The organism is Enterobacter sp. BIDMC 30, from assembly GCF_000534355.1.
GTDB lineage: Bacteria > Pseudomonadota > Gammaproteobacteria > Enterobacterales > Enterobacteriaceae > Enterobacter > Enterobacter ludwigii.
The window spans coordinates 3,569,373-3,589,620 of sequence record NZ_KI973169.1 but is presented as its reverse complement, the minus strand read 5'-3'; the positions used below and the strand labels follow the sequence as shown (position 1 = coordinate 3,589,620).

22 protein-coding genes and 7 tRNA genes are annotated in these 20,248 nt (G+C 53.2%); 20 read left to right on the top strand and 9 right to left on the bottom strand.

What is annotated here, in order from left to right; all coding sequences use genetic code 11:
* The first annotated feature begins 13 nt into the window (after positions 1 to 13).
* The 18 genes from cydX (at position 14) to pnuC (ending at position 9,278) form a co-directional block, all read left to right on the top strand.
* Positions 14 to 127: a cytochrome bd-I oxidase subunit CydX gene (gene cydX, locus L466_RS05445; RefSeq protein ID WP_014169181.1), complete on the top strand. Its 114-nt coding sequence runs from the start codon at positions 14 to 16 to the stop codon at positions 125 to 127.
* Positions 127 to 417, top strand: coding sequence for a cyd operon protein YbgE (gene ybgE, locus L466_RS05450; RefSeq protein ID WP_020884961.1), 291 nt, complete (start codon positions 127 to 129; stop codon positions 415 to 417). The genes cydX and ybgE overlap by 1 nt, the downstream gene beginning before the upstream one ends.
* A 148-nt stretch (positions 418 to 565) precedes the next feature.
* A complete protein-coding gene (gene ybgC, locus L466_RS05455) occupies positions 566 to 970 on the top strand; it encodes a tol-pal system-associated acyl-CoA thioesterase (RefSeq protein WP_014169183.1) in 405 nt (134 codons plus the stop codon).
* Complete coding sequence (gene tolQ / locus L466_RS05460) at positions 967 to 1,659, top strand: Tol-Pal system protein TolQ (protein ID WP_014169184.1); 693 nt, start codon at positions 967 to 969, stop codon at positions 1,657 to 1,659. The genes ybgC and tolQ overlap by 4 nt, the downstream gene beginning before the upstream one ends.
* Positions 1,660 to 1,662: 3 nt before the next feature.
* A complete protein-coding gene (gene tolR / locus L466_RS05465) occupies positions 1,663 to 2,091 on the top strand; it encodes a colicin uptake protein TolR (RefSeq protein WP_014169185.1) in 429 nt (142 codons plus the stop codon).
* A gap of 28 nt (positions 2,092 to 2,119) precedes the next feature.
* On the top strand, positions 2,120 to 3,409 hold the full coding sequence (gene tolA, locus L466_RS05470) for a cell envelope integrity protein TolA (RefSeq protein WP_014169186.1): 1,290 nt from the start codon (positions 2,120 to 2,122) through the stop codon (positions 3,407 to 3,409).
* 130 nt (positions 3,410 to 3,539) lie between these two features.
* A complete protein-coding gene (gene tolB / locus L466_RS05475) occupies positions 3,540 to 4,832 on the top strand; it encodes a Tol-Pal system beta propeller repeat protein TolB (RefSeq protein ID WP_025204648.1) in 1,293 nt (430 codons plus the stop codon).
* A gap of 35 nt (positions 4,833 to 4,867) precedes the next feature.
* Positions 4,868 to 5,389, top strand: coding sequence for a peptidoglycan-associated lipoprotein Pal (pal, locus tag L466_RS05480; protein ID WP_003858578.1), 522 nt, complete (start codon positions 4,868 to 4,870; stop codon positions 5,387 to 5,389).
* Positions 5,390 to 5,398: 9 nt separating this feature from the next.
* Entirely contained in the window at positions 5,399 to 6,193 is a 795-nt protein-coding gene (gene cpoB, locus L466_RS05485; RefSeq protein ID WP_032681405.1) for a cell division protein CpoB, read from the top strand.
* Between the two features lie 161 nt (positions 6,194 to 6,354).
* A tRNA-Lys gene (locus L466_RS05490) sits at positions 6,355 to 6,430 on the top strand.
* A 27-nt stretch (positions 6,431 to 6,457) separates the two neighbouring features.
* Positions 6,458 to 6,533, top strand: a tRNA-Val gene (locus tag L466_RS05495).
* 4 nt (positions 6,534 to 6,537) lie between these two features.
* Positions 6,538 to 6,613: transfer RNA gene (locus L466_RS05500), tRNA-Lys, on the top strand.
* A gap of 139 nt (positions 6,614 to 6,752) precedes the next feature.
* A tRNA-Lys gene (locus tag L466_RS05505) sits at positions 6,753 to 6,828 on the top strand.
* Positions 6,829 to 6,859: 31 nt separating this feature from the next.
* Positions 6,860 to 6,935 (top strand) — tRNA-Lys (locus L466_RS05510).
* A 139-nt stretch (positions 6,936 to 7,074) separates the two neighbouring features.
* Positions 7,075 to 7,150: transfer RNA gene (locus L466_RS05515), tRNA-Lys, on the top strand.
* A 31-nt stretch (positions 7,151 to 7,181) separates the two neighbouring features.
* Positions 7,182 to 7,257: transfer RNA gene (locus L466_RS05520), tRNA-Lys, on the top strand.
* Between the two features lie 235 nt (positions 7,258 to 7,492).
* The gene (gene nadA, locus L466_RS05525; protein ID WP_032681404.1) at positions 7,493 to 8,536 is read left to right on the top strand and encodes a quinolinate synthase NadA; all 1,044 of its coding nucleotides are present in this window, start codon (positions 7,493 to 7,495) and stop codon (positions 8,534 to 8,536) included.
* Between the two features lie 22 nt (positions 8,537 to 8,558).
* Entirely contained in the window at positions 8,559 to 9,278 is a 720-nt protein-coding gene (pnuC, locus tag L466_RS05530; RefSeq protein WP_020884957.1) for a nicotinamide riboside transporter PnuC, read from the top strand.
* Here pnuC and zitB read toward each other — a convergent pair.
* Entirely contained in the window at positions 9,275 to 10,213 is a 939-nt protein-coding gene (gene zitB / locus L466_RS05535) for a CDF family zinc transporter ZitB (RefSeq protein WP_032681403.1), read from the bottom strand. The two genes, pnuC and zitB, sit on opposite strands and share 4 nt — an antisense overlap.
* Positions 10,214 to 10,319: 106 nt before the next feature.
* A complete protein-coding gene (locus L466_RS05540; protein WP_025204646.1) occupies positions 10,320 to 10,700 on the bottom strand; it encodes a YbgS-like family protein in 381 nt (126 codons plus the stop codon).
* 304 nt (positions 10,701 to 11,004) lie between these two features.
* On the opposite strand from L466_RS05540, the gene aroG reads away from it, so the two are divergent.
* The gene (gene aroG, locus L466_RS05545; RefSeq protein ID WP_014169194.1) at positions 11,005 to 12,057 is read left to right on the top strand and encodes a 3-deoxy-7-phosphoheptulonate synthase AroG; all 1,053 of its coding nucleotides are present in this window, start codon (positions 11,005 to 11,007) and stop codon (positions 12,055 to 12,057) included.
* A gap of 61 nt (positions 12,058 to 12,118) precedes the next feature.
* Here aroG and gpmA read toward each other — a convergent pair whose 3' ends face one another.
* From gpmA to modE, 7 genes are all read right to left on the bottom strand, one after another.
* On the bottom strand, positions 12,119 to 12,871 hold the full coding sequence (gene gpmA / locus L466_RS05550) for a 2,3-diphosphoglycerate-dependent phosphoglycerate mutase (RefSeq protein ID WP_020884954.1): 753 nt from the start codon (positions 12,869 to 12,871) through the stop codon (positions 12,119 to 12,121).
* 206 nt (positions 12,872 to 13,077) lie between these two features.
* Entirely contained in the window at positions 13,078 to 14,121 is a 1,044-nt protein-coding gene (gene galM / locus L466_RS05555) for a galactose-1-epimerase (RefSeq protein WP_032681402.1), read from the bottom strand.
* Complete coding sequence (gene galK / locus L466_RS05560; RefSeq protein WP_025204645.1) at positions 14,115 to 15,263, bottom strand: galactokinase; 1,149 nt, start codon at positions 15,261 to 15,263, stop codon at positions 14,115 to 14,117. The genes galM and galK overlap by 7 nt, the downstream gene beginning before the upstream one ends.
* Before the next feature lie 3 nt (positions 15,264 to 15,266).
* A complete protein-coding gene (gene galT, locus L466_RS05565) occupies positions 15,267 to 16,313 on the bottom strand; it encodes a galactose-1-phosphate uridylyltransferase (RefSeq protein ID WP_032681400.1) in 1,047 nt (348 codons plus the stop codon).
* 9 nt (positions 16,314 to 16,322) lie between these two features.
* Positions 16,323 to 17,339 (bottom strand): UDP-glucose 4-epimerase GalE, encoded by a 1,017-nt coding sequence (gene galE, locus L466_RS05570; protein WP_020884951.1) that lies wholly within the window; start codon positions 17,337 to 17,339, stop codon positions 16,323 to 16,325.
* A 202-nt stretch (positions 17,340 to 17,541) separates the two neighbouring features.
* Positions 17,542 to 19,014, bottom strand: coding sequence for a molybdate ABC transporter ATP-binding protein ModF (gene modF / locus L466_RS05575; protein WP_032681399.1), 1,473 nt, complete (start codon positions 19,012 to 19,014; stop codon positions 17,542 to 17,544).
* 67 nt (positions 19,015 to 19,081) lie between these two features.
* On the bottom strand, positions 19,082 to 19,870 hold the full coding sequence (modE, locus tag L466_RS05580) for a molybdenum-dependent transcriptional regulator (protein WP_025204643.1): 789 nt from the start codon (positions 19,868 to 19,870) through the stop codon (positions 19,082 to 19,084).
* Between the two features lie 127 nt (positions 19,871 to 19,997).
* On the opposite strand from modE, the gene L466_RS05585 reads away from it, so the two are divergent.
* Positions 19,998 to 20,147: an AcrZ family multidrug efflux pump-associated protein gene (locus L466_RS05585; RefSeq protein WP_020884948.1), complete on the top strand. Its 150-nt coding sequence runs from the start codon at positions 19,998 to 20,000 to the stop codon at positions 20,145 to 20,147.
* Positions 20,148 to 20,248 lie beyond the last annotated feature (101 nt).

The window sequence follows — 20,248 nt, the reverse complement described above, 5'->3', positions numbered from 1 at the left end:
TAAGGAGCTGAATATGTGGTATTTCGCATGGATTTTAGGGACGCTTCTTGCCTGTGCATTTGGTGTCATTACTGCCCTGGCGCTTGAGCACGTCGAAGCGTCTAAAGCAGGTGAAGACAAACACTAATGAACATTATCGCGACGCTTTACGCGGTAATGGATAAGCGCCCGTTAAGGGCGCTTTCTTTAGTGATGGCATTACTGCTGGCAGGTTGTATCTTCTGGGACCCTTCGCGCTTTGCAGCGAAGACCAGCGAGCTTGAGATCTGGCACGGCTTCCTCATTATGTGGGCGGTGTGCGCAGGTGTGATCCACGGCGTAGGCTTTCGTCCGAAAGCGCTGCACTGGCAGGGGATTTTCTGCCCACTTATCGCCGATCTGGTGCTTCTCGCTGGCTTGATTTTCTTCTTCTTCTGAATAAGAAATGTCCGTTAATGATATGGGCTTACCCTGGCCCATAAAAATTTACTCTCCGTTTACTTTCTCCCATTCCAAACCATCTTTCCCGCGCGTATAGTAGCGAAGTTTAAAAGCTCTAACTTTTGTTGCATTACCGGGATGTAAAGTGAATACAACGCTGTTTCGATGGCCGGTTCGTGTCTATTACGAAGATACCGATGCCGGGGGTGTGGTTTACCACGCCAGCTACGTTGCTTTTTATGAACGGGCACGCACAGAGATGCTGCGCCATCATCACTTTAGTCAACAGGAGCTGTTGGCTGAGCGAGTTGCCTTCGTGGTTCGCAAGATGACGCTTGAGTATTTTGCGCCTGCCAGACTCGACGATATGCTCGAAGTCCAAACTGAAATTACATCAATGCGCGGAACCTCAATGGTTTTCACGCAGCGGATAGTCAATGCAGAAAATACGGTACTGAACTCAGCTGAAGTCCTGATCGTCTGTGTTGATCCAACCATAATGAAGCCTCGTGCGCTTCCTAAGTCTATTGTCGCGGAGTTTAAGCAGTGACTGACATGAATATCCTTGATTTGTTCCTGAAGGCAAGCCTTCTGGTTAAACTTATCATGTTGATTTTGATTGGTTTTTCAATCGCATCCTGGGCCATCATCATCCAGAGAACGCGTATCCTCAATGCGGCTGGCCGTGAAGCAGAAGCGTTTGAAGATAAGTTCTGGTCGGGTATTGAGCTTTCTCGTCTGTATCAGGAAAGCCAGGGACGCCGTGATAACCTCGTAGGCTCCGAACAGATTTTCTATAGCGGATTCAAAGAGTTTGCTCGTTTGCATCGCGCAAACAGCCACGCGCCTGAAGCGGTTGTGGAAGGTGCCTCGCGTGCGATGCGTATCTCCATGAATCGCGAGCTGGAAAACCTTGAAACGCATATTCCTTTCCTGGGAACCGTTGGTTCCATCAGCCCGTATATCGGTCTGTTTGGTACGGTCTGGGGGATTATGCACGCCTTTATCGCCCTGGGGGCGGTGAAGCAGGCGACGTTGCAGATGGTTGCCCCGGGTATTGCAGAAGCACTGATTGCGACCGCTATCGGTCTGTTTGCGGCGATCCCGGCGGTTATGGCTTACAACCGTCTGAACCAGCGCGTGAATAAACTGGAACTGAACTACGACAACTTTATGGAAGAGTTCACCGCGATTCTGCACCGTCAGGCGTTTACCAGTACCGAGAGTAACAAGGGGTAAACCATGGCCAGATCGCGTGGACGAAATCGTCGCGAGCTCAAGTCCGAAATCAATATCGTTCCACTGCTGGACGTTCTGTTGGTACTGCTGCTGATCTTCATGGCGACAGCACCCATCATTACCCAGAGCGTGGAGGTTGATCTGCCGGATGCGACAGAATCACAGGCGGTAAGCACCAATGACGATCCTCCGGTCATCATTGAGGTTTCCGGTGTAGGGCAATACAGCGTAGTGGTAGAAAAAGATCGTATGGATCAACTGCCACCTGAGCAGGTTATTGCTGAAGCGCAGCGACGCCTGGAGTCAAATCCGAAAACGGTCTTCTTAATCGGTGGCGCGAAAGACGTACCATACGATGAAATTATTAAAGCGCTGAACTTGCTACATAGCGCGGGCGTTAAGTCAGTTGGCTTAATGACTCAGCCTATTTGATCATCTGCGTAGTTTTTGGGAACCGATAGTGTCAAAGGCAACCGAACAGAACGACAAGCTTAAGCGAGCGATAATCGTCTCCGCAGTGCTGCACGTTATTCTTTTTGCAGTGCTGATCTGGAGTTCGTTCGACGAGCACATTGATGCATCATCGGGCGGCGGTGGAGGCTCTTCCATTGACGCCGTCATGGTGGATCCCGGTGCGGTAGTGCAGAACTATAACCGCGAGCAACAGCAGAAGGCGAGTGCAAAACGGGCTGAAGAGCAGCGTGAAAAACAGGCGCAACAGCAAGCGGAAGAACTGCGTGAAAAGCAGGCCGCTGAGCAGGAGCGACTGAAGCAGCTTGAGAAAGAACGTTTGCAGGCGCAGGAAGCGGCGAAAGAGCAGGCGGAACAGCAGAAGCAAGCTGAAGAGGCCGCGAAGAAAGCTCAGGAACAGCAGAAGCAGGCGGAAGAGGCGGCAGCCAAAGCCGCGGCGGACGCGAAAGCACAAGCTGATGCCCAGGCAAAATTAGCGGCGGAAGCGGCGAAGAAAGCCGCTGCCGATGCTCAGAAGAAAGCTGAAGCCGAAGCGGCGAAGAAAGCCGCTGCTGATGCTCAGAAGAAAGCTGAAGCGGAAGCGGCAAAAAAAGCTGCTGCTGATGCTCAGAAAAAAGCTGAAGCGGAAGCCGCGAAGAAAGCCGCTCAGGAAGCAGAGAAGAAAGCTGCTGCCGATGCTGCGAAGAAAGCGGCTGCTGCCGAGAAGGCTGCAGCAGAAAAAGCGGCCGCTGCTGAAAAAGCCGCAGCAGAGAAGAAAGCCGCCGCCGAGAAAGCGGCTGCTGACAAAAAAGCTGCAGCAGAAAAAGCTGCTGCCGATAAGAAAGCAGCTGCAGAGAAAGCCGCCGCCAAAAAAGCGGCCGCCGCTGAGAAAGCCGCGGATGCCGCTGGCGTTGACGATCTCCTGGGCGATCTGAGTTCTGGTAAGAATGCGCCGAAAGCGGGCGGTGGTGCGAAAGGCAGTGGTCAGCCCTCTAAAGACAGTGGTACTTCTGGTGCCAATGGTGGGGCGACGGGGGCTGATATCAGCGCTTATGCTAAGCAAATTCAGGTTGCGATTCAGAACCGCCTGTTTGATGCAAGCATCTATCAGGGCAAACAATGTGTACTGCATATCAACCTTGCGCCAGATGGTAGGTTGAAAAGCGTGACCTCTGAAGGGGGCGATCCTGCGCTTTGTCAGGCAGCATTGGCCGCTGCAAGGTCGGCGAACATTCCTAAACCGCCTAGTGAGGCTGTTTATGAACGGATAAAAGATGCCAAACTGGACTTTAAACTGTAATCGACTGTCCTTACGGAAGTATGAAAAACAGTCTATTGTCCTAACGAGTGTTTAGTAGTTTTGTCTATTTGGGTTTGTTAACATTCTGCTAAATTATCGTGGGTAAGGTTACCCGGATAAGGGAGATATGATGAAGCAGGCATTACGTGTAGCATTTGGTTTTTTAATGCTGTGGGCAGCAGTACTGCACGCAGAAGTACGTATCGAGATCACCCAGGGGGTGGATTCGGCACGCCCAATCGGTGTTGTTCCGTTCCAGTGGGCCGGTCCTGGCGCTGCGCCTGAAGATGCCGGTGGCATCGTTGCGGCTGACCTGCGTAACAGCGGTAAATTCAACCCATTAGATCGTTCTCGTCTGCCTCAGCAGCCGGGCAGCGCGCAGGAAGTACAGCCTGCCGCATGGTCTGCACTCGGTATCGATGCTGTCGTTGTTGGTCAGGTTACACCTAACCCGGACGGCTCTTACAACGTTGCATGGCAGCTGGTTGATACCGGCGGTGCACCGGGTACCGTTCTGGCACAGAACTCTTACAAGGTCACTAAACAGTACCTGCGCTACGCGGCACACGCTGCCAGCGATGCGGTATTTGAAAAACTGACCGGCATTAAAGGTGCGTTCCGTACCCGTATTGCTTATGTGGTACAGACCAATGGCGGTCAGTTCCCGTATGAGCTGCGCGTATCTGACTACGATGGTTACAATCAGTTCCTGGTGAAACGTTCTTCTCAGCCGCTGATGTCTCCAGCCTGGTCTCCGGACGGTTCTAAACTGGCTTATGTTACCTTCGAAAGCGGTCGTTCAGCGCTGGTTATCCAGACGCTGGCTAACGGTGCTGTTCGCCAGGTTGCGTCGTTCCCTCGTCACAACGGTGCGCCTTCGTTCTCTCCGGACGGTACCAAACTGGCGTTTGCGCTCTCTAAAACCGGTAGCCTGAACCTGTACGTGATGGACATTGGCTCTGGTCAAATTCGCCAGGTGACCGATGGTCGCAGCAACAACACCGAACCGTCCTGGTTCCCGGACAGCCAGAACCTGGCATTTACGTCTGACCAGGCAGGTCGTCCACAAATCTATAAAGTGAACGTCAACGGCGGTGCTCCACAGCGTATTACCTGGGAAGGTTCGCAGAACCAAAACGCGGACGTGAGCAGCGACGGTAAATTTATGGTAATGGTCAGCTCCAACGGTGGGCAGCAGCACATTGCCAAACAAGATCTGGTAGCGGGTGGCGTTCAAGTTCTGTCGTCAACGTTCCTGGATGAAACGCCAAGTCTGGCACCTAACGGCACTATGGTAATCTACAGCTCTTCTCAGGGGATGGGATCTGTGCTGAATCTGGTTTCTACAGATGGGCGTTTCAAAGCGCGTATTCCGGCAACTGATGGACAGGTAAAATCACCTGCCTGGTCGCCGTATCTGTAAATAATAATTAATTGATTACTAAAGGAATCATAGAAATGCAACTGAACAAAGTGCTGAAGGGGCTGATGATCGCTCTGCCTGTAATGGCAATCGCAGCGTGTTCTTCTAACAAGAATGCAAGCAATGACCAGAGCGGCGAAGGCATGATGGGTGCCGGTACCGGTATGGACGCGAATGGCAATGGCAACATGTCTTCTGAAGAGCAAGCGCGTCTTCAGATGCAGCAGCTGCAGCAGAACAACATCGTTTACTTCGATCTGGATAAATACGACATCCGTTCTGACTTCGCTGCGATGCTGGATGCTCACGCTAACTTCCTGCGTAGCAACCCGTCTTACAAAGTCACCGTAGAAGGTCACGCGGACGAACGTGGTACTCCAGAGTACAACATCTCCCTGGGTGAACGTCGTGCTAACGCCGTTAAAATGTACCTGCAGGGTAAAGGCGTTTCTGCTGACCAGATCTCCATCGTTTCTTACGGTAAAGAAAAACCTGCAGTACTGGGTCACGACGAAGCGGCTTACTCCAAAAACCGTCGTGCCGTACTGGTTTACTAAGAGAATTGCATGAGCAGTAACTTCAGACATCATCTGTTGAGTCTGTCGTTACTGGTTGGAATAGCGGCCCCCTGGGCCGCTTTTGCTCAGGCACCAATCAGTAGTGTCGGCTCAGGCTCGGTAGAAGACCGGGTCACTCAACTCGAGCGTATTTCTAACGCTCACAGTCAGCTTTTAACCCAACTCCAGCAACAACTTTCCGACAACCAAAACGATATTGACTCTCTCCGTGGTCAGATTCAGGAAAGCCAGTATCAGCTTAACCAGGTTGTGGAACGTCAGAAGCAAATCTTGCTGCAGATGGATAGTCTCAGCAGCGGTGGCGCAGCTGCGCAACCAGCAGCAGGCGATCAGAGCGGTGCGGCGACGTCGACCCCTGCTCCTGCGGCAGATGCTTCGGCCTCGACGGGAGCGCCTGTTCAGAGCGGTGACGCGAATACGGACTACAACGCGGCCATTGCCCTGGTACAGGATCAATCTCGTCAGGATGACGCTATCGTTGCGTTTCAGAGCTTTGTGAAGAAATACCCTGATTCAACTTATCTGCCAAATGCAAATTATTGGCTGGGTCAGCTGAATTACAACAAGGGTAAAAAGGACGATGCGGCGTTTTATTTTGCCTCAGTGGTGAAAAATTACCCGAAATCGCCAAAAGCGCCTGATGCGATGTTTAAAGTCGGCGTCATCATGCAGGACAAAGGTGACACTGCGAAAGCGAAAGCGGTTTATCAGCAGGTGGTTGCTAAATTCCCTGGCACCGAAGGTGCGAAGCAGGCGCAAAAACGTCTGAATTCGATGGGATGATTATCGCATGACCAGAAATCGCGTTATTTCTGGTCGTGCAGCATGATTCGTAAGCAGTTAAGTGATCTTCATCGAAATTTTTGTTGCGCTGAATTCTTAAATCAGTAATATATGCCGCCGTTGCCACGGGATATCAAACAACGTGAAAACAGCGTAAAAGTGGGTCGTTAGCTCAGTTGGTAGAGCAGTTGACTTTTAATCAATTGGTCGCAGGTTCGAATCCTGCACGACCCACCACTTAAAGCAGTTCCGGTAATACAGAGTGGGTGATTAGCTCAGTTGGTAGAGCATCTCCTTTACACGGAGGGGGTCGGCGGTTCGAGCCCGTCATCACCCACCACTCCGGGTCGTTAGCTCAGTTGGTAGAGCAGTTGACTTTTAATCAATTGGTCGCAGGTTCGAATCCTGCACGACCCACCAATTTTAATGTCTTACTCAGATATTAAACGTGAAGGATAACGTTGCAACAGCAACGGCCCGTAGGGCGAGGCAAAGCCGAGTCATCCTGCACGACCCACCAGGTTATTGGTATGAGTAAAAATTCAGGCAACACCCAAGCGGGTCGTTAGCTCAGTTGGTAGAGCAGTTGACTTTTAATCAATTGGTCGCAGGTTCGAATCCTGCACGACCCACCAGCCTGAATAGATTTGCAGTACATCCCGCAAGGGGTCGTTAGCTCAGTTGGTAGAGCAGTTGACTTTTAATCAATTGGTCGCAGGTTCGAATCCTGCACGACCCACCAATTTTAATGTCTTACTCAGATATTAAACGTGAAGGATAACGTTGCAACAGCAACGGCCCGTAGGGCGAGGCAAAGCCGAGTCATCCTGCACGACCCACCAGGTTATTGGTATGAGTAAAAATTCAGGCAACACCCAAGCGGGTCGTTAGCTCAGTTGGTAGAGCAGTTGACTTTTAATCAATTGGTCGCAGGTTCGAATCCTGCACGACCCACCAGCCTGAATAGATTTGCAGTACATCCCGCAAGGGGTCGTTAGCTCAGTTGGTAGAGCAGTTGACTTTTAATCAATTGGTCGCAGGTTCGAATCCTGCACGACCCACCAATGTAAAAAAGCGCCCTAAAGGCGCTTTTTTGCTATCTGTATTCCGCATATTTTGACCTTGCAGGTCGGCTCCGGCGAAGTCGCCATCCGATGCGTGCTACGCACACCTATTTCCGGTGACTTTTTCTCGCAAATTCGCTATCTTGTTTAGTATACAAAACACATTTGCCGTCCGTTTTGCTATGTCATGCAAAAGAAAGGCAATAATGTTAAGCCAGTAAAACGAGAAGCCATAATGAGCGTGATGTTTGATCCAGAAGCCGCAATCTATCCCTTCCCGCCAAAGCCTGTCCCGCTGAGTCAGGATGAGAAGCAGTTTTACCGTGAGAAGATCAAACGTCTTCTTAAAGAGCGAGATGCAGTGATGGTTGCACATTACTACACCGACCCGGAAATCCAGCAACTGGCGGAAGAGACCGGGGGCTGCATCTCTGACTCTCTGGAGATGGCACGCTTTGGTGCCAGACATCCTGCTTCCTCGTTACTGGTCGCAGGCGTTCGCTTTATGGGGGAAACCGCAAAGATTCTCAGCCCTGAAAAAACCATTCTGATGCCAACGCTACATGCGGAGTGTTCACTCGACCTCGGCTGTCCGATTGATGCGTTCTCGGCCTTCTGCGATGCCCATCCGGACCGTACCGTGGTGGTCTATGCCAATACCTCTGCCGCAGTGAAAGCGCGGGCAGACTGGGTCGTGACATCAAGCATCGCCGTTGAACTGATTGAGCATCTGGACAGCCTGGGCGAGAAAATCATCTGGGCGCCTGACCGCCATCTCGGTAATTACGTGCAGAAGCAGACCGGCGCTGACGTACTTTGCTGGCAGGGTGCCTGTATTGTTCATGACGAATTTAAGACGCAGGCGCTCTCGCGCATGAAGGCGCTTTACCCGCACGCTGCGATCCTTGTTCACCCAGAATCACCGCAGTCCATTGTCGACATGGCGGATGCCGTGGGATCCACAAGCCAGCTTATCAACGCTGCCAGGACGCTGCCGCACAAGCAGCTCATCGTGGCAACCGACCGCGGTATCTTCTATAAGATGCAGCAAGCCGTGCCTGAGAAAGAGCTGCTTGAAGCACCAACGGCGGGCGAGGGGGCGACGTGTCGTAGCTGCGCGCACTGCCCGTGGATGGCGATGAACGGCCTGAAAGCTATCGCTGAGGGGCTGGAGAAAGGCGGAGCAACGCATGAAATCCATGTGGATGCTGCTCTGCGTGAAGGTGCGTTAATTCCGCTTAACCGCATGCTGGATTTTGCGGCTACACTACGTACTTAATTCAATACGCCCTGGGGAAAAGATGGATTTTTTTAGCACACAGAACATTCTGGTTCATATACCGATTGGTGCAGGTGGCTATGACCTGTCATGGATTGAGGCCGTGGGTACGCTGGCTGGGTTATTGTGTATCTGGCTGGCAAGCCTGGAGAAGATCAGCAACTACGCGTTCGGGTTAATTAACGTTACGCTCTTTGCGATTATCTTCTTCCAGATCCAGCTGTACGCCAGCCTGCTTTTGCAGTTGTTCTTCTTTGCGGCGAACATTTACGGTTGGTACGCGTGGTCGCGGCAGAACAGCCAGCAGGAGGCGGAACTGCAAATCCGCTGGCTGCCCTTACCGAAAGCCATCGCCTGGTTTGTCGCCTGCGTTGTCGCCATTGGTTTAATGACCGTCTATATCAACCCGGTGTTTGCATTCCTGACCCGTGTCGCGGTGTCGGTCATGTCTGGCCTCGGGCTGAATGTCGCTATGCCATCACTCCAGCCGGATGCTTTCCCGTTCTGGGACTCCTGCATGATGGTGCTGTCGATTGCTGCGATGATCCTGATGACCCGTAAATACGTTGAGAACTGGCTGCTCTGGGTCGTCATTAACGTCATTAGCGTGGTTATTTTTGCACTTCAGGGCGTCTATGCGATGTCGCTGGAGTATCTGCTGTTGACCTTCATTGCCCTGAACGGGAGCCGGATGTGGATTAACAGCGCGCGTGAGCGAGGCTCTCGCGCGCTTTCGAACTAATGATGGTGATGATGTGAATGGCCGGACTGCGCCTCGTTCAGGTGGCAGTCCGGGCCGTTACAGGGCTGGTACTCCATCTGGATGGTGGCGTGGCCAATCTCATAGTGATGTTCGAGAAAGTGCTGGATGCGCTCAAGCAGGCCATCATGGTCATGGGTAGGGATCACCTGGACGTGCAATGTCATGACCGGTTTCTCACCCACCAGCCAGACGTGAACATGATGCACGTTGCGCACCTCGGGCACGGAACGACGCAGGTTGCGTTTAAGCTCGGTAATGTCCACGGATGCCGGTGCCCCTTCAAGCAGTTCATTCACGCTCTCCTTCAGCAGCCGCCAGGCACTGCGCAATACCAGACACGATACCAGCACGGACAGAATCGGGTCGACGGGCGTCCAGCCGGTATAAAGGATCACCAGCGCGGCCACAATAGCGCCGACGGAACCCAGCAAATCGCCCATAACATGCAGAGCCGCAGCGCGCACGTTGAGGTTCTTTTCCCCGCTGCCGCGATGCAAAATCCAGAACGCCAGAAGATTGGCCAGCAGACCTGCTACGGCGATAACCATCATTGTCGCTCCGGCGACCGGCTGTGGGTGACGAAAGCGCTGTATGGCTTCCCAGACGATAAGAAGGGTGATAACCACCAGAGCAATAGCGTTAACAAACGCCGCCAGAGTGGTCAGCCGCAGCCAGCCAAAGGTATGACGCGCGTTAGGCGGACGACGGGCAAACTGCACGGCCAACAGAGCGAAGAGCAGGGCGGCGGCATCGGTAAGCATATGTCCGGCATCCGCCAGAAGCGCCAGCGAGCCGGAAACCAGGCCACCAATGACCTCGATAACCATAAACGTTGCCGTGACGCCGAAGGCCAGCATAAGGCGTTTAGCGTTGTCATCGCCAGGAGACGGGGTGTGTGAATGCGTGTGCGCCATATCAGCTTTCCTTTTTGTTATTGTTTTTAGTGTAGCGTTTTTAATGGCTTACTCCAAAAAGAAAGGAGAGCCAGAGCTCTCCTTTTACGTTTACATCCGTCACGGATTATTGGGTTGTGCCATCCGTTTTGGTATTGGCATCGTCGCCCACTTTGTCATTCGAATTCGGACACTTACCGTCTTTGCACATGGTGTTCTTATGCATCTCATCGGTACTCATCGTGTCATGATTCATGGTGCCAGAGCCGCTACTGTCCGGATGCAACATCGTGCCTCCGGTATTGGTGTTCCCGGTATTGATCTGGCTGTTATCGACATTATTCGGGGCGATATTCTGTTTTGCATCAGGGGCGACCTGACCCGCCGCCGCCGCGGCATTTGCATCACCGTTGTTATCTGTTGAGCCCGTCTCAGCGGCAAGGACGCTGCCGCTTGCCAGGGTAAGGGAGGCTGTGAGGAAGAGGGTTGCCAGTTTCGTCATTTTCATCTTGGTGCTCCTGTTCTTGTCGTTACGCTGGATAACATTTTCCAACAGTGCATCTTTTTCAGAGGCGAAAGATTCCGTCATACGGACTTACGTCAGTATGGAATCGCGTTTAATCAAACAAAAGTGGTTGTTACAGTTAAAAAGCTTAGGTTAGATCTCGTTTTTCGCTATTTTGTGGCGATTTTTAGGTGAATTCCAGGAATTATCTGCGTGAAGTGTAAAACCGTGTTTACACTTTCTGGTCGGCAAGTTAGATTGAAAGGATTGCTTTCATTAATAAAGATATGGCAGAGCTGGAAAGAAAATGAATTATCAGAACGACGATTTACGTATTAAAGAGATCAATGAGTTATTACCTCCTGTAGCACTCCTTGAGAAATTCCCCGCCACTGAAAATGCCGCAAACACGGTGTCTCATGCTCGTAAAGCGATCCATAAGATCCTGAAAGGTAATGACGATCGTCTTCTGGTGGTGATTGGCCCTTGCTCAATTCACGATCCTGCTGCGGCCAAAGAGTACGCAGCAAGATTGCTCCAGCTTCGCGAAGAACTGCAAGGCGAGCTGGAAATTGTCATGCGTGTTTACTTCGAAAAGCCGCGTACGACCGTTGGCTGGAAAGGGCTGATTAACGACCCGCATATGGATAACAGTTTCCAGATCAACGACGGTCTGCGTATTGCGCGCAAACTGCTGCTGGAGATCAACGACAGCGGTTTGCCGGCTGCCGGTGAGTTCCTCGACATGATTACGCCGCAATATCTGGCGGATCTGATGAGCTGGGGCGCAATCGGTGCGCGTACTACAGAATCTCAGGTTCACCGCGAACTGGCGTCAGGTCTCTCGTGTCCGGTTGGTTTTAAAAACGGTACCGATGGCACCATTAAGGTGGCAATTGACGCCATCAATGCCGCCGGGGCACCGCACTGCTTCCTGTCCGTCACCAAATGGGGTCACTCCGCCATTGTGAATACCAGCGGTAACGGTGACTGTCATATTATTCTGCGTGGCGGTAAAGAGCCGAACTACAGCGCAAAACATGTCGCAGACGTGAAGGTCGGGCTGGAAAAAGCGGGTCTGCCACAACAGGTGATGATCGACTTCAGCCATGCCAACTCCAGCAAGCAGTTTAAAAAACAGATGGAAGTCGGCGCCGATGTTTGTCAGCAGATTGCCGGCGGTGAGAACGCGATTATTGGCGTGATGATCGAAAGCCATCTGGTGGAAGGTAACCAGAATCTGGAAGGCAGCGAGCCGCTGGTCTACGGTAAGAGCGTCACGGACGCTTGCATCGGCTGGGACGATACGGATGCCCTTCTGCGTCAGCTGGCGAATGCGGTAAAAGCGCGTCGCGGCTGAGTTTCCGGAGCCAAATAAAAAAGCGTGGATTGCTCCACGCTTTTTTTATGTCCAGCGAAAATTATTTCGCTTTACCCTGGTTCGCTACAGCCGCGGCTTTTGCAGCGATCTCATCAGCGTTGCCCAGATAGTAATGTTTGATTGGTTTGAAGTTTTCGTCGAACTCATACACCAGCGGAACGCCAGTTGGGATGTTCAGTTCGAGGATCTCGTCTTCACCCATGTTGTCCAGGTATTTCACCAGCGCACGCAGGGAGTTACCGTGAGCTGCGATGATCACGCGCTCGCCGCTTTTCAGGCGTGGCAGAATGGTTTCGTTCCAGTAAGGCACAACGCGGTCGATGGTCAGCGCCAGGCTCTCGGTCGTTGGCAGCTCAGCATCCGTCAGTTTCGCGTAACGCGGGTCGTGGCCCGGGTAGCGCTCGTCATCTTTGGTCAGCTCTGGTGGGGTTACCGCGAAGCCGCGACGCCACTGTTTAACCTGCTCGTCACCGTATTTTTCAGCGGTTTCCGCTTTGTTCAGACCCTGCAGCGCACCGTAGTGACGCTCGTTCAGTTTCCAGGATTTCTCAACCGGCAGCCAGGCCTGATCCAGTTCGTCCAGAACGTTCCACAGAGTATGGATGGCACGTTTCAGCACAGAGGTGTAAGCAAAATCAAAGCTGAAGCCTTCAGCCTTCAGCAGTTTACCTGCTGCTTTTGCTTCGCTTACGCCTTTTTCTGACAGATCAACGTCGTACCAACCGGTAAAGCGGTTTTCGTTGTTCCACTGGCTTTCGCCATGACGCACCAGGACCAGCTTAGTTACAGCCATATCGTACTCCTCATAAGCTTTATTGAATGATAACAATTCTCATTATATTGCCGTGACAGTGCCAGCAGCAACGCTTAACCCTAACCATAGCGAAAATAGTCTCTGAGTGTAAGATGCTTGTGAATCCAGGGTTATGATTTTGTCTGCGATCGGCGCTATTTTCAGCAAGACGGAGAGAAAAAGCCCTCCGCAAGGAGGGCTGGGAATTATGAATGCGGGATGAAATGATATTCTGTCACGCTAACGTACTCTTCACCCGGGCGCAGCACACAGTCCGGCTGTGGCCATTCTGGATGGTTCGGACTGTCCGGCAGGAACTCGCTTTCCAGCGCCAGACCTTGCCAGTCGCTGTACTCTTCATGTTCGCGTGCCGTGGTACCGCCAAGGTAGTTGCCTGAATAGAATTGCAGGGCAGGGGCCGTGGTGTAGACCGTCATCTGCAGTTTTTCATCCGCAGACCAGACCTGTGCGGCAGGCTGAGTCACATCGCCTTTCGCCTGCAGCAGGAACGCGTGGTCATAGCCTTTTACCTTGCGCTGATCGTCATCGCTCAGGAAATCCTGCGCGATGGTTTTTCCGCTGCGGAAATCAAAGCTGGTACCGCTGACGGCCTTGAGTCCCTGAAACGGGATCCCCATTTCATCCACCGGCAGATAGGCATCGGCCAGGATCTGGAGCGTGTGATTACGCACGTCGCACTGGTTGCCGTCCAGGTTGAAATAAGCGTGGTTGGTCAGATTGACCGGGCACGGCTTATCAACTTTCGCGCGATATTCAATGGCGATACGGTTATCGTCAGCCAGCGTGAAATGCGCGAACGCGGTGAGGTTACCGGGGAATCCCTGGTCACCGTCACGCGAGTCAAGTGAGAACAGCACTTCGCGGTCGTTTTGCTGAACGATTTTCCAGCGGCGCTTATCGAACCCTTCAGGTCCACCGTGTAACTGATTTTCGCCCTGACTGGAAAGCAACGAGTAACGCTCGCCATCAAGTTCGAAAGCGCTTTTCGCGATGCGGTTAGCATAACGGCCGACAGACGCGCCAAGATAGGCGGACTGATTGACATACTGCTCAGGCGACGCGCAGCCAAGCAGGGTTTCACGTACGCTGCCATCAGGCATTGGTACGCGAGCGGATAGCAAAGTGGCACCCCAGTCCATTAACGTAACCACCATTCCTGCGCTGTTGCGCAGGGTTAACAGGCGATACGGCAGGCCATCCGGGGCAAGGGTTGGCGTTTCGTTTAGCACTGTCCTGCTCCTTGTGATGCTTTACACACGTAGAAAGTTTCTTTAATACCTGTTTTCGCTTCGTACTGTTTTTCCACTGCCTGCTGGACGGCAGGGACGAGCTCTTCCGGCATCAGGGCAACAATGCAGCCACCGAAGCCGCCGCCGGTCATACGCACGCCGCCTTTATCGCCAATCGTGGCTTTGACGATGTCCACCAGGGTATCGATTTGCGGAACGGTGATTTCAAAATCATCGCGCATGGAGGCGTGAGATTCTGCCATCAGTTCACCCATACGTTTCAGGTCACCTTTCGCCAGCGCGGACGCCGCTTCAACGGTACGGGCATTTTCCGTCAGCACATGACGAACGCGTTTCGCCACTACCGGATCCAGTTCGTGCGCCACTTTATTGAACTCGTTGAGCGAAACGTCACGCAGCGCAGGTTGCTGGAAGAAGCGTGCGCCGGTCTCACACTGCTCGCGGCGGGTGTTGTACTCACTGCCCACCAGCGTGCGTTTAAAGTTGCTGTTAATAATTACCACAGCTGCGCCTTTTGGCAAGGGAACGGCTTTGGTGCCCAGAGAGCGGCAGTCGATAAGCAAGGCATGCTCTTTTTTACCCAGCGCAGAGATCAGCTGGTCCATGATGCCGCAGTTACAGCCCACAAACTGGTTTTCCGCTTCCTGACCATTCAGGGCGATTTGTGCCCCGTCCAGCGGCAGATGATAAAGCTGCTGGAAGACGGTACCCACGGCGACTTCCAGCGACGCGGACGAGCTTAATCCGGCGCCCTGAGGCACGTTTCCGCTGATGACCAGATCAGCGCCGCCCACGTTTTTATTACGTTTCTGCAGGTGTTTTACCACGCCGCGCACGTAGTTAGACCATTGCTGGCTGTCGTGGGTAACGATGGGTGCATCGAGGGAAAACTCATCCGTCTCATTGTTGTAATCCGCTGCAATAACGCGGACTTTACGGTCATCGCGCTTAGCGCAGCTAATGACCGTCTGGTAATCAATGGCGCACGGCAGAACGAAACCATCGTTATAGTCGGTATGTTCACCAATCAGGTTTACGCGGCCAGGCGCCTGAATGACATGGGTGGCAGGGTAGCCAAATTTCTCAGCAAACAGGGATTGTGTTTTATCTTTCAGACTCATTTTTTAGACTCCTGATTCGCGATAATGGACGTCACTCACAGCACGTAGGCGTTCTGCAGCCTGTTCTGCCGTCAGGTCACGCTGGGTTTCTGCCAGCATTTCATAGCCCACCATGAATTTACGTACCGTCGCAGAGCGCAGCAGCGGCGGATAGAAATGGGCATGCAACTGCCAGTGTTGATTCTCTTCACCGTTAAACGGAGCGCCATGCCAGCCCATTGAGTACGGGAAGGAGCACTGGAACAGGTTGTCATAACGGCTGGTCAGTTTCTTCAGTGCCAGGGCGAGGTCATCGCGCTGTGCGTCGCTCAGATCGGTGATGCGCAGAACCTGTGCTTTTGGCAGAAGCAGCGTCTCAAATGGCCATGCTGCCCAGTAAGGTACGACGGCCAGCCAATGCTCGGTTTCCACCACCGTTCGGCTGCCATCGGCCAGTTCACGATGGGTGTAATCCACCAGCATCGGCGATCCGTTTTCCGCGAAATAGGCTTTTTGCAGACGGTCTTCACGCTCGGCTTCGTTTGGCAGGAAACTGTTGGCCCAGATCTGACCGTGCGGGTGCGGGTTAGAGCAGCCCATTGCCGCGCCCTTGTTTTCGAACACTTGTACCCACGGGTAGGTCTGACCCAGTTCAGCAGTTTGCGTCTGCCAGGTGCTGACGACCTCTTTCAGCGTGTCAACACTCAGCTCCGGCAGCGTTTTGCTGTGGTCGGGCGAGAAACAGATAACACGGCTGGTGCCGCGCGCGCTTTCACAGCGCATCAGCGGGTCCTGGCTATCCGGCGCGTCGGGCGTGTCGGTCATCAGGGCGGCAAAATCGTTGGTGAAAACGAAGGTGCCTTTGTAGTCCGGGTTTTTATCGCCCGTCACACGCGTGTTGCCCGGACACAGGAAGCAGTCCGGGTCGTGCTGTGGAAGCGTCTGTTTTGCAGGCGTCTCTTGCGCCCCCTGCCAGGGGCGCTTGGCGCGATGCGGAGAAACCAAAATCCATTGCCCGCTTAGCGGGTTAAAACGACGATGCGGATGATCGACGGGATTGAACGAAGTCATGACGGATCCTTAGTCCGGATAACCTTGTGGATGGCGAGACTGCCAGTGCCAGGTATCCTGTGCCATTTCATCAAGCGTGCGGGTGACACGCCAGTTAAGCTCTTTATCGGCTTTGGAGGCATCGGCCCAGTAAGCCGGGAGGTCGCCTTCACGGCGCGGTGCGAAGTGATAATTCACAGGCTTACCGCAGGCCTTACTGAAGGCATTCACGACGTCCAGCACGCTGCTGCCGATCCCGGCGCCGAGGTTGTAAATATGCACGCCTGGCTTATCGGCCAGCTGCTGCATTGCCGCCACGTGGCCGTCGGCCAGATCCATGACGTGGATATAATCACGCACACCGGTACCGTCTTCGGTTGGATAATCATTACCGAAAATAGCCAGTGACTCACGGCGGCCAACGGCCACCTGGGCGATGTACGGCATCAGGTTATTCGGGATGCCCTGTGGATCTTCACCCATATCGCCTGACGGATGGGCGCCAACCGGGTTGAAGTAGCGCAGCAAGGCGATGCTCCATTCAGGCTGTGCTTTTTGCAGATCGGTGAGGATCTGCTCCACCATCAGTTTGCTTTTGCCATACGGGCTTTGCGGCGTACCGGTCGGGAAGCTTTCAACGTAAGGGATTTTTGGCTGATCGCCGTAGACGGTTGCGGAAGAGCTGAAGATAAAGTTTTTGACGTTCGCTGCGCGCATGGCGGAGATCAAACGCAGGGTACCGTTGACGTTGTTGTCGTAATACTCCAGCGGTTTCGCGACGGATTCACCCACCGCTTTCAGGCCGGCGAAATGGATCACCGTCTCAATGGCATGGTCGTGAAGGATCTCGGTCATCAACGCTTCATTGCGGATGTCGCCTTCCACGAAGGTCGGTTGTTTACCGCCAAGACGTTCAATCACAGGCAGCACGCTGCGCTTACTATTGCACAGGTTGTCGAGGATGATGACATCATGACCGTTTTGCAGCAGCTGCACGCAGGTATGACTACCAATGTAACCGCTACCACCTGTTACCAGAACTCGCATATTTCGCTCCATTGGGCTTATGGTATGTAATAACCATAGCATAACAGAGACGCGAAAAGTGTGACATGGGATAAAATAGTGGAATCGTTTACACTGCTTTTAAAATCCGTTTTTTGGCGGCAATGCGACATTGTAGATCAAAGGGATAGGGAAGTCTTTGTGCAGGTTATCCGAAAAAACGGAGGGGCAGAGCCCTCCGGGGTTAATCGATTTTGCTCAGCAGGTACTGATAGCGTTCACCGTCGGGCACAAACTCGAGGCGGTGCGTAATGCAGGACGGGGCATCTTCGGCATGATGGGAAACGAACAGCAGCTGCGTTTCACCTTCGCTAATCAGGACATCCACAAAACGGCGGATCAGCTGGCGGTTTAATGGGTCCAGCCCCTGTAGCGGTTCGTCGAGGATCAGAAGGGTCGGGTGTTTCACCAGCGCGCGAACGATCAGCGCCAGACGCTGCTGTCCCCACGAAAGGCTATGAAACGGCGCGTCAGCGACCCGGTTATCCATCCCCAGAATATCCAGCCACTGCTGGGCCAGCTTATGCTGTTTGTCCGAGACCGCCTGATAAATGCCAATGGAATCAAAATACCCGGACAGGATCACATTGCGCACCGTGGTGCTGACCCGGTAATCCAGATGCAGGCTGCTGCTGACATAGCCGATATGCTTTTTGATATCCCAGATCGTTTCACCGCTTCCGCGGCGGCGGCCAAACAGGGTGAGATCGTTACTGTAGCCTTGAGGGTGATCGCCGGTGATCAGGCTCAGCAGCGTTGATTTTCCCGCGCCGTTGGGGCCAACAATTTGCCAGTGTTCACCCGGGTTGACCGTCCAGCTGAGATGATTAAGGATCGGCCGATCGTCATACGCTACCACGCCATCACGCAGCACGATGCGCGGCTGGTGGGGATCTAACGCGTGGCGGGCAGAAGGTGCGTCCGGTTCCGGCAGCGTGATGCCGTCCAGGTTTTCACTGTGCGCCAGCTGGGCAATTAACGCCTGCTTAAGTAACGCCGATTTTTCGCCGGTTTCAGTCAGGTTGCAGTCAGCGAGCACGCCGGCGTTCTGAATAAACTCAGGAATTTCATCAAAACGGTTAAGCACCAGTACCAGCGTATAGCCCTGCTGGTTAAGCGAGCCGAGCAGGGTGGCCAGCTGTGCGCGGGACTGCACGTCGAGACCGTCGAACGGTTCATCCAGAATCAACAGTTCCGGCTCGCTCATCAGCGCCTGACACAGCAGCGTTTTCCGGGTCTCACCGGTCGAGAGGTATTTAAAGCGCCGGTTCAGCAGGGAGGTGATGCCAAACTGTTCTGCCAGATACGCAAAACGGGCAGGATTGTTGACCTCATCCTGAATAATGTCTGCCGTCGTGCGGCCCGTATCTTCTTCGCCCGGGCTGAGTAAATCGGTGTTATTGCGCTGCCATTCATCGCTCACCAGCTTTTGTAGTTGCTCGAATGACAGGCGCGTCAGGCGCGTAAAGTTACACTGGTATTCCCCTTTAAGGTGCGCGAGCTCTCCGCTCAGCGCACGGGCCAGCGCTGATTTCCCGCTTCCGTTTGTACCGACAAACGCCCAGCTTTCACCGGCGCGTATTGTTAAATCAGAAATCGTCAGCGTTCGGGTGTCGCTAAGACGAAACGTGCCTTGCGAAATATGCAATGATGACATGACTTATCCCATTTTTTGCAGCAACAGATGTCAGGGATACTCACTGTCGACACGCTTGTCAATGTGCTCAGCACAATGTGGCGATAATCACCCGGTCGGCGTTGAAATATGCGGTCACCACAGCACCTTCTTCTAATTCTGCGGCGTCGCTGAGGGGAAGGGTTGCGCAGAGTTCTTGCCCGTCCGGCAGGGTCATCAGTACTTCACACTGCTCTTCACCGCGTTCAACGTGGCGGATGGCACCGCGTAGCTGGTTATCAGCGGCTTTTGCTTTTTCGGCATCGGCAGTGATATTCACCCACGGCGCTTTCAGTAACACCAGCACCTCTTTACCTTCATTCAGCGCCAGTCGGTCTGCGCTTTGTGCGGTAATCGCGGCTTTCAGACGGGTTGTTCCATCGGCAAGCAGGATCTCAATATGACGCTGCACCTGGGCGTTATCGCCCGCCATCACCGTGCCAAACCACTGGTTACGGGCGCTGGTTTGCAGCGAAAAACGGGAAATGGCAGCCAGCAGGCTGTCCAGCGGGAGATTATCGTCGTCACTTAACACATCAAATGCTTTTTGCTGGATCTGCGCCAGCAGATCATACAGCTGAACCAGGCGCTGGCCGTAACGTGTCAGGATCGCACCTCCACCGCCTTTGCCGCCCGTGGCCCGGTCAACCAGCGTTTGCTCGCTCAGGGTGTTCATGTCGTTGATGGCATCCCAGGCGCTTTTATAGCTAATGCCAGCGTTCTTAGCCCCCTGGCTTATTGAACCGGTTTGTTCTATTTGTTTAAGCAGGGCGATACGTCGCGGATCGGCGAAAAGCTTCTGCTGTAGTCGTAGAGTGAGGAGAATTTCGGCCTGCATAACACTGTCCTGGCAAAAAGTGCATTGTGACCCAAATGGCGAAGGTCGCAAAGGGCACCGCACAAAAGGGGATGTTTTTCTCACTTTTCAGGGTAGAATAAGCCATTCACAATATCTGGAGAAAACCATGTTGGAATTGTTGAAAAGTCTGGTATTCGCCGTGATCATGGTACCAGTAGTGATGGCCGTTATCCTCGGTGCCATCTACGGCCTGGGTGAAGTGTTCAACGTATTTTCGAACATTGGTCACAGAGACCAGGCTAAAAAGCAGCATTAATTTCCCCCCGAAACGCCCGGCTTGCCCGGGCGTTTTGCTCTCAAGTATTTCCCTTACTCGCCGATATTATTTAAAGCATCAGCTTGCTGTACCCCTTGAGC

Bases quoted from the DNA above. Each gene is read 5' to 3' on its own strand.
- cydX (WP_014169181.1), top strand. From the start codon at position 14: ATGTGGTATTTCGCATGGATTTTAGGGACGCTTCTTGCCTGTGCATTT.
- ybgE (WP_020884961.1), top strand. From the start codon at position 127: ATGAACATTATCGCGACGCTTTACGCGGTAATGGATAAGCGCCCGTTA.
- tolR (WP_014169185.1), top strand. From the start codon at position 1,663: ATGGCCAGATCGCGTGGACGAAATCGTCGCGAGCTCAAGTCCGAAATC.
- tolB (WP_025204648.1), top strand. From the start codon at position 3,540: ATGAAGCAGGCATTACGTGTAGCATTTGGTTTTTTAATGCTGTGGGCA.
- pal (WP_003858578.1), top strand. From the start codon at position 4,868: ATGCAACTGAACAAAGTGCTGAAGGGGCTGATGATCGCTCTGCCTGTA.
- cpoB (WP_032681405.1), top strand. From the start codon at position 5,399: ATGAGCAGTAACTTCAGACATCATCTGTTGAGTCTGTCGTTACTGGTT.
- nadA (WP_032681404.1), top strand. From the start codon at position 7,493: ATGAGCGTGATGTTTGATCCAGAAGCCGCAATCTATCCCTTCCCGCCA.
- pnuC (WP_020884957.1), top strand. From the start codon at position 8,559: ATGGATTTTTTTAGCACACAGAACATTCTGGTTCATATACCGATTGGT.
- zitB (WP_032681403.1), bottom strand. From the start codon at position 10,213: ATGGCGCACACGCATTCACACACCCCGTCTCCTGGCGATGACAACGCT.
- L466_RS05540 (WP_025204646.1), bottom strand. From the start codon at position 10,700: ATGAAAATGACGAAACTGGCAACCCTCTTCCTCACAGCCTCCCTTACC.
- aroG (WP_014169194.1), top strand. From the start codon at position 11,005: ATGAATTATCAGAACGACGATTTACGTATTAAAGAGATCAATGAGTTA.
- gpmA (WP_020884954.1), bottom strand. From the start codon at position 12,871: ATGGCTGTAACTAAGCTGGTCCTGGTGCGTCATGGCGAAAGCCAGTGG.
- galK (WP_025204645.1), bottom strand. From the start codon at position 15,263: ATGAGTCTGAAAGATAAAACACAATCCCTGTTTGCTGAGAAATTTGGC.
- galT (WP_032681400.1), bottom strand. From the start codon at position 16,313: ATGACTTCGTTCAATCCCGTCGATCATCCGCATCGTCGTTTTAACCCG.
- galE (WP_020884951.1), bottom strand. From the start codon at position 17,339: ATGCGAGTTCTGGTAACAGGTGGTAGCGGTTACATTGGTAGTCATACC.
- modF (WP_032681399.1), bottom strand. From the start codon at position 19,014: ATGTCATCATTGCATATTTCGCAAGGCACGTTTCGTCTTAGCGACACC.
- modE (WP_025204643.1), bottom strand. From the start codon at position 19,870: ATGCAGGCCGAAATTCTCCTCACTCTACGACTACAGCAGAAGCTTTTC.
- L466_RS05585 (WP_020884948.1), top strand. From the start codon at position 19,998: ATGTTGGAATTGTTGAAAAGTCTGGTATTCGCCGTGATCATGGTACCA.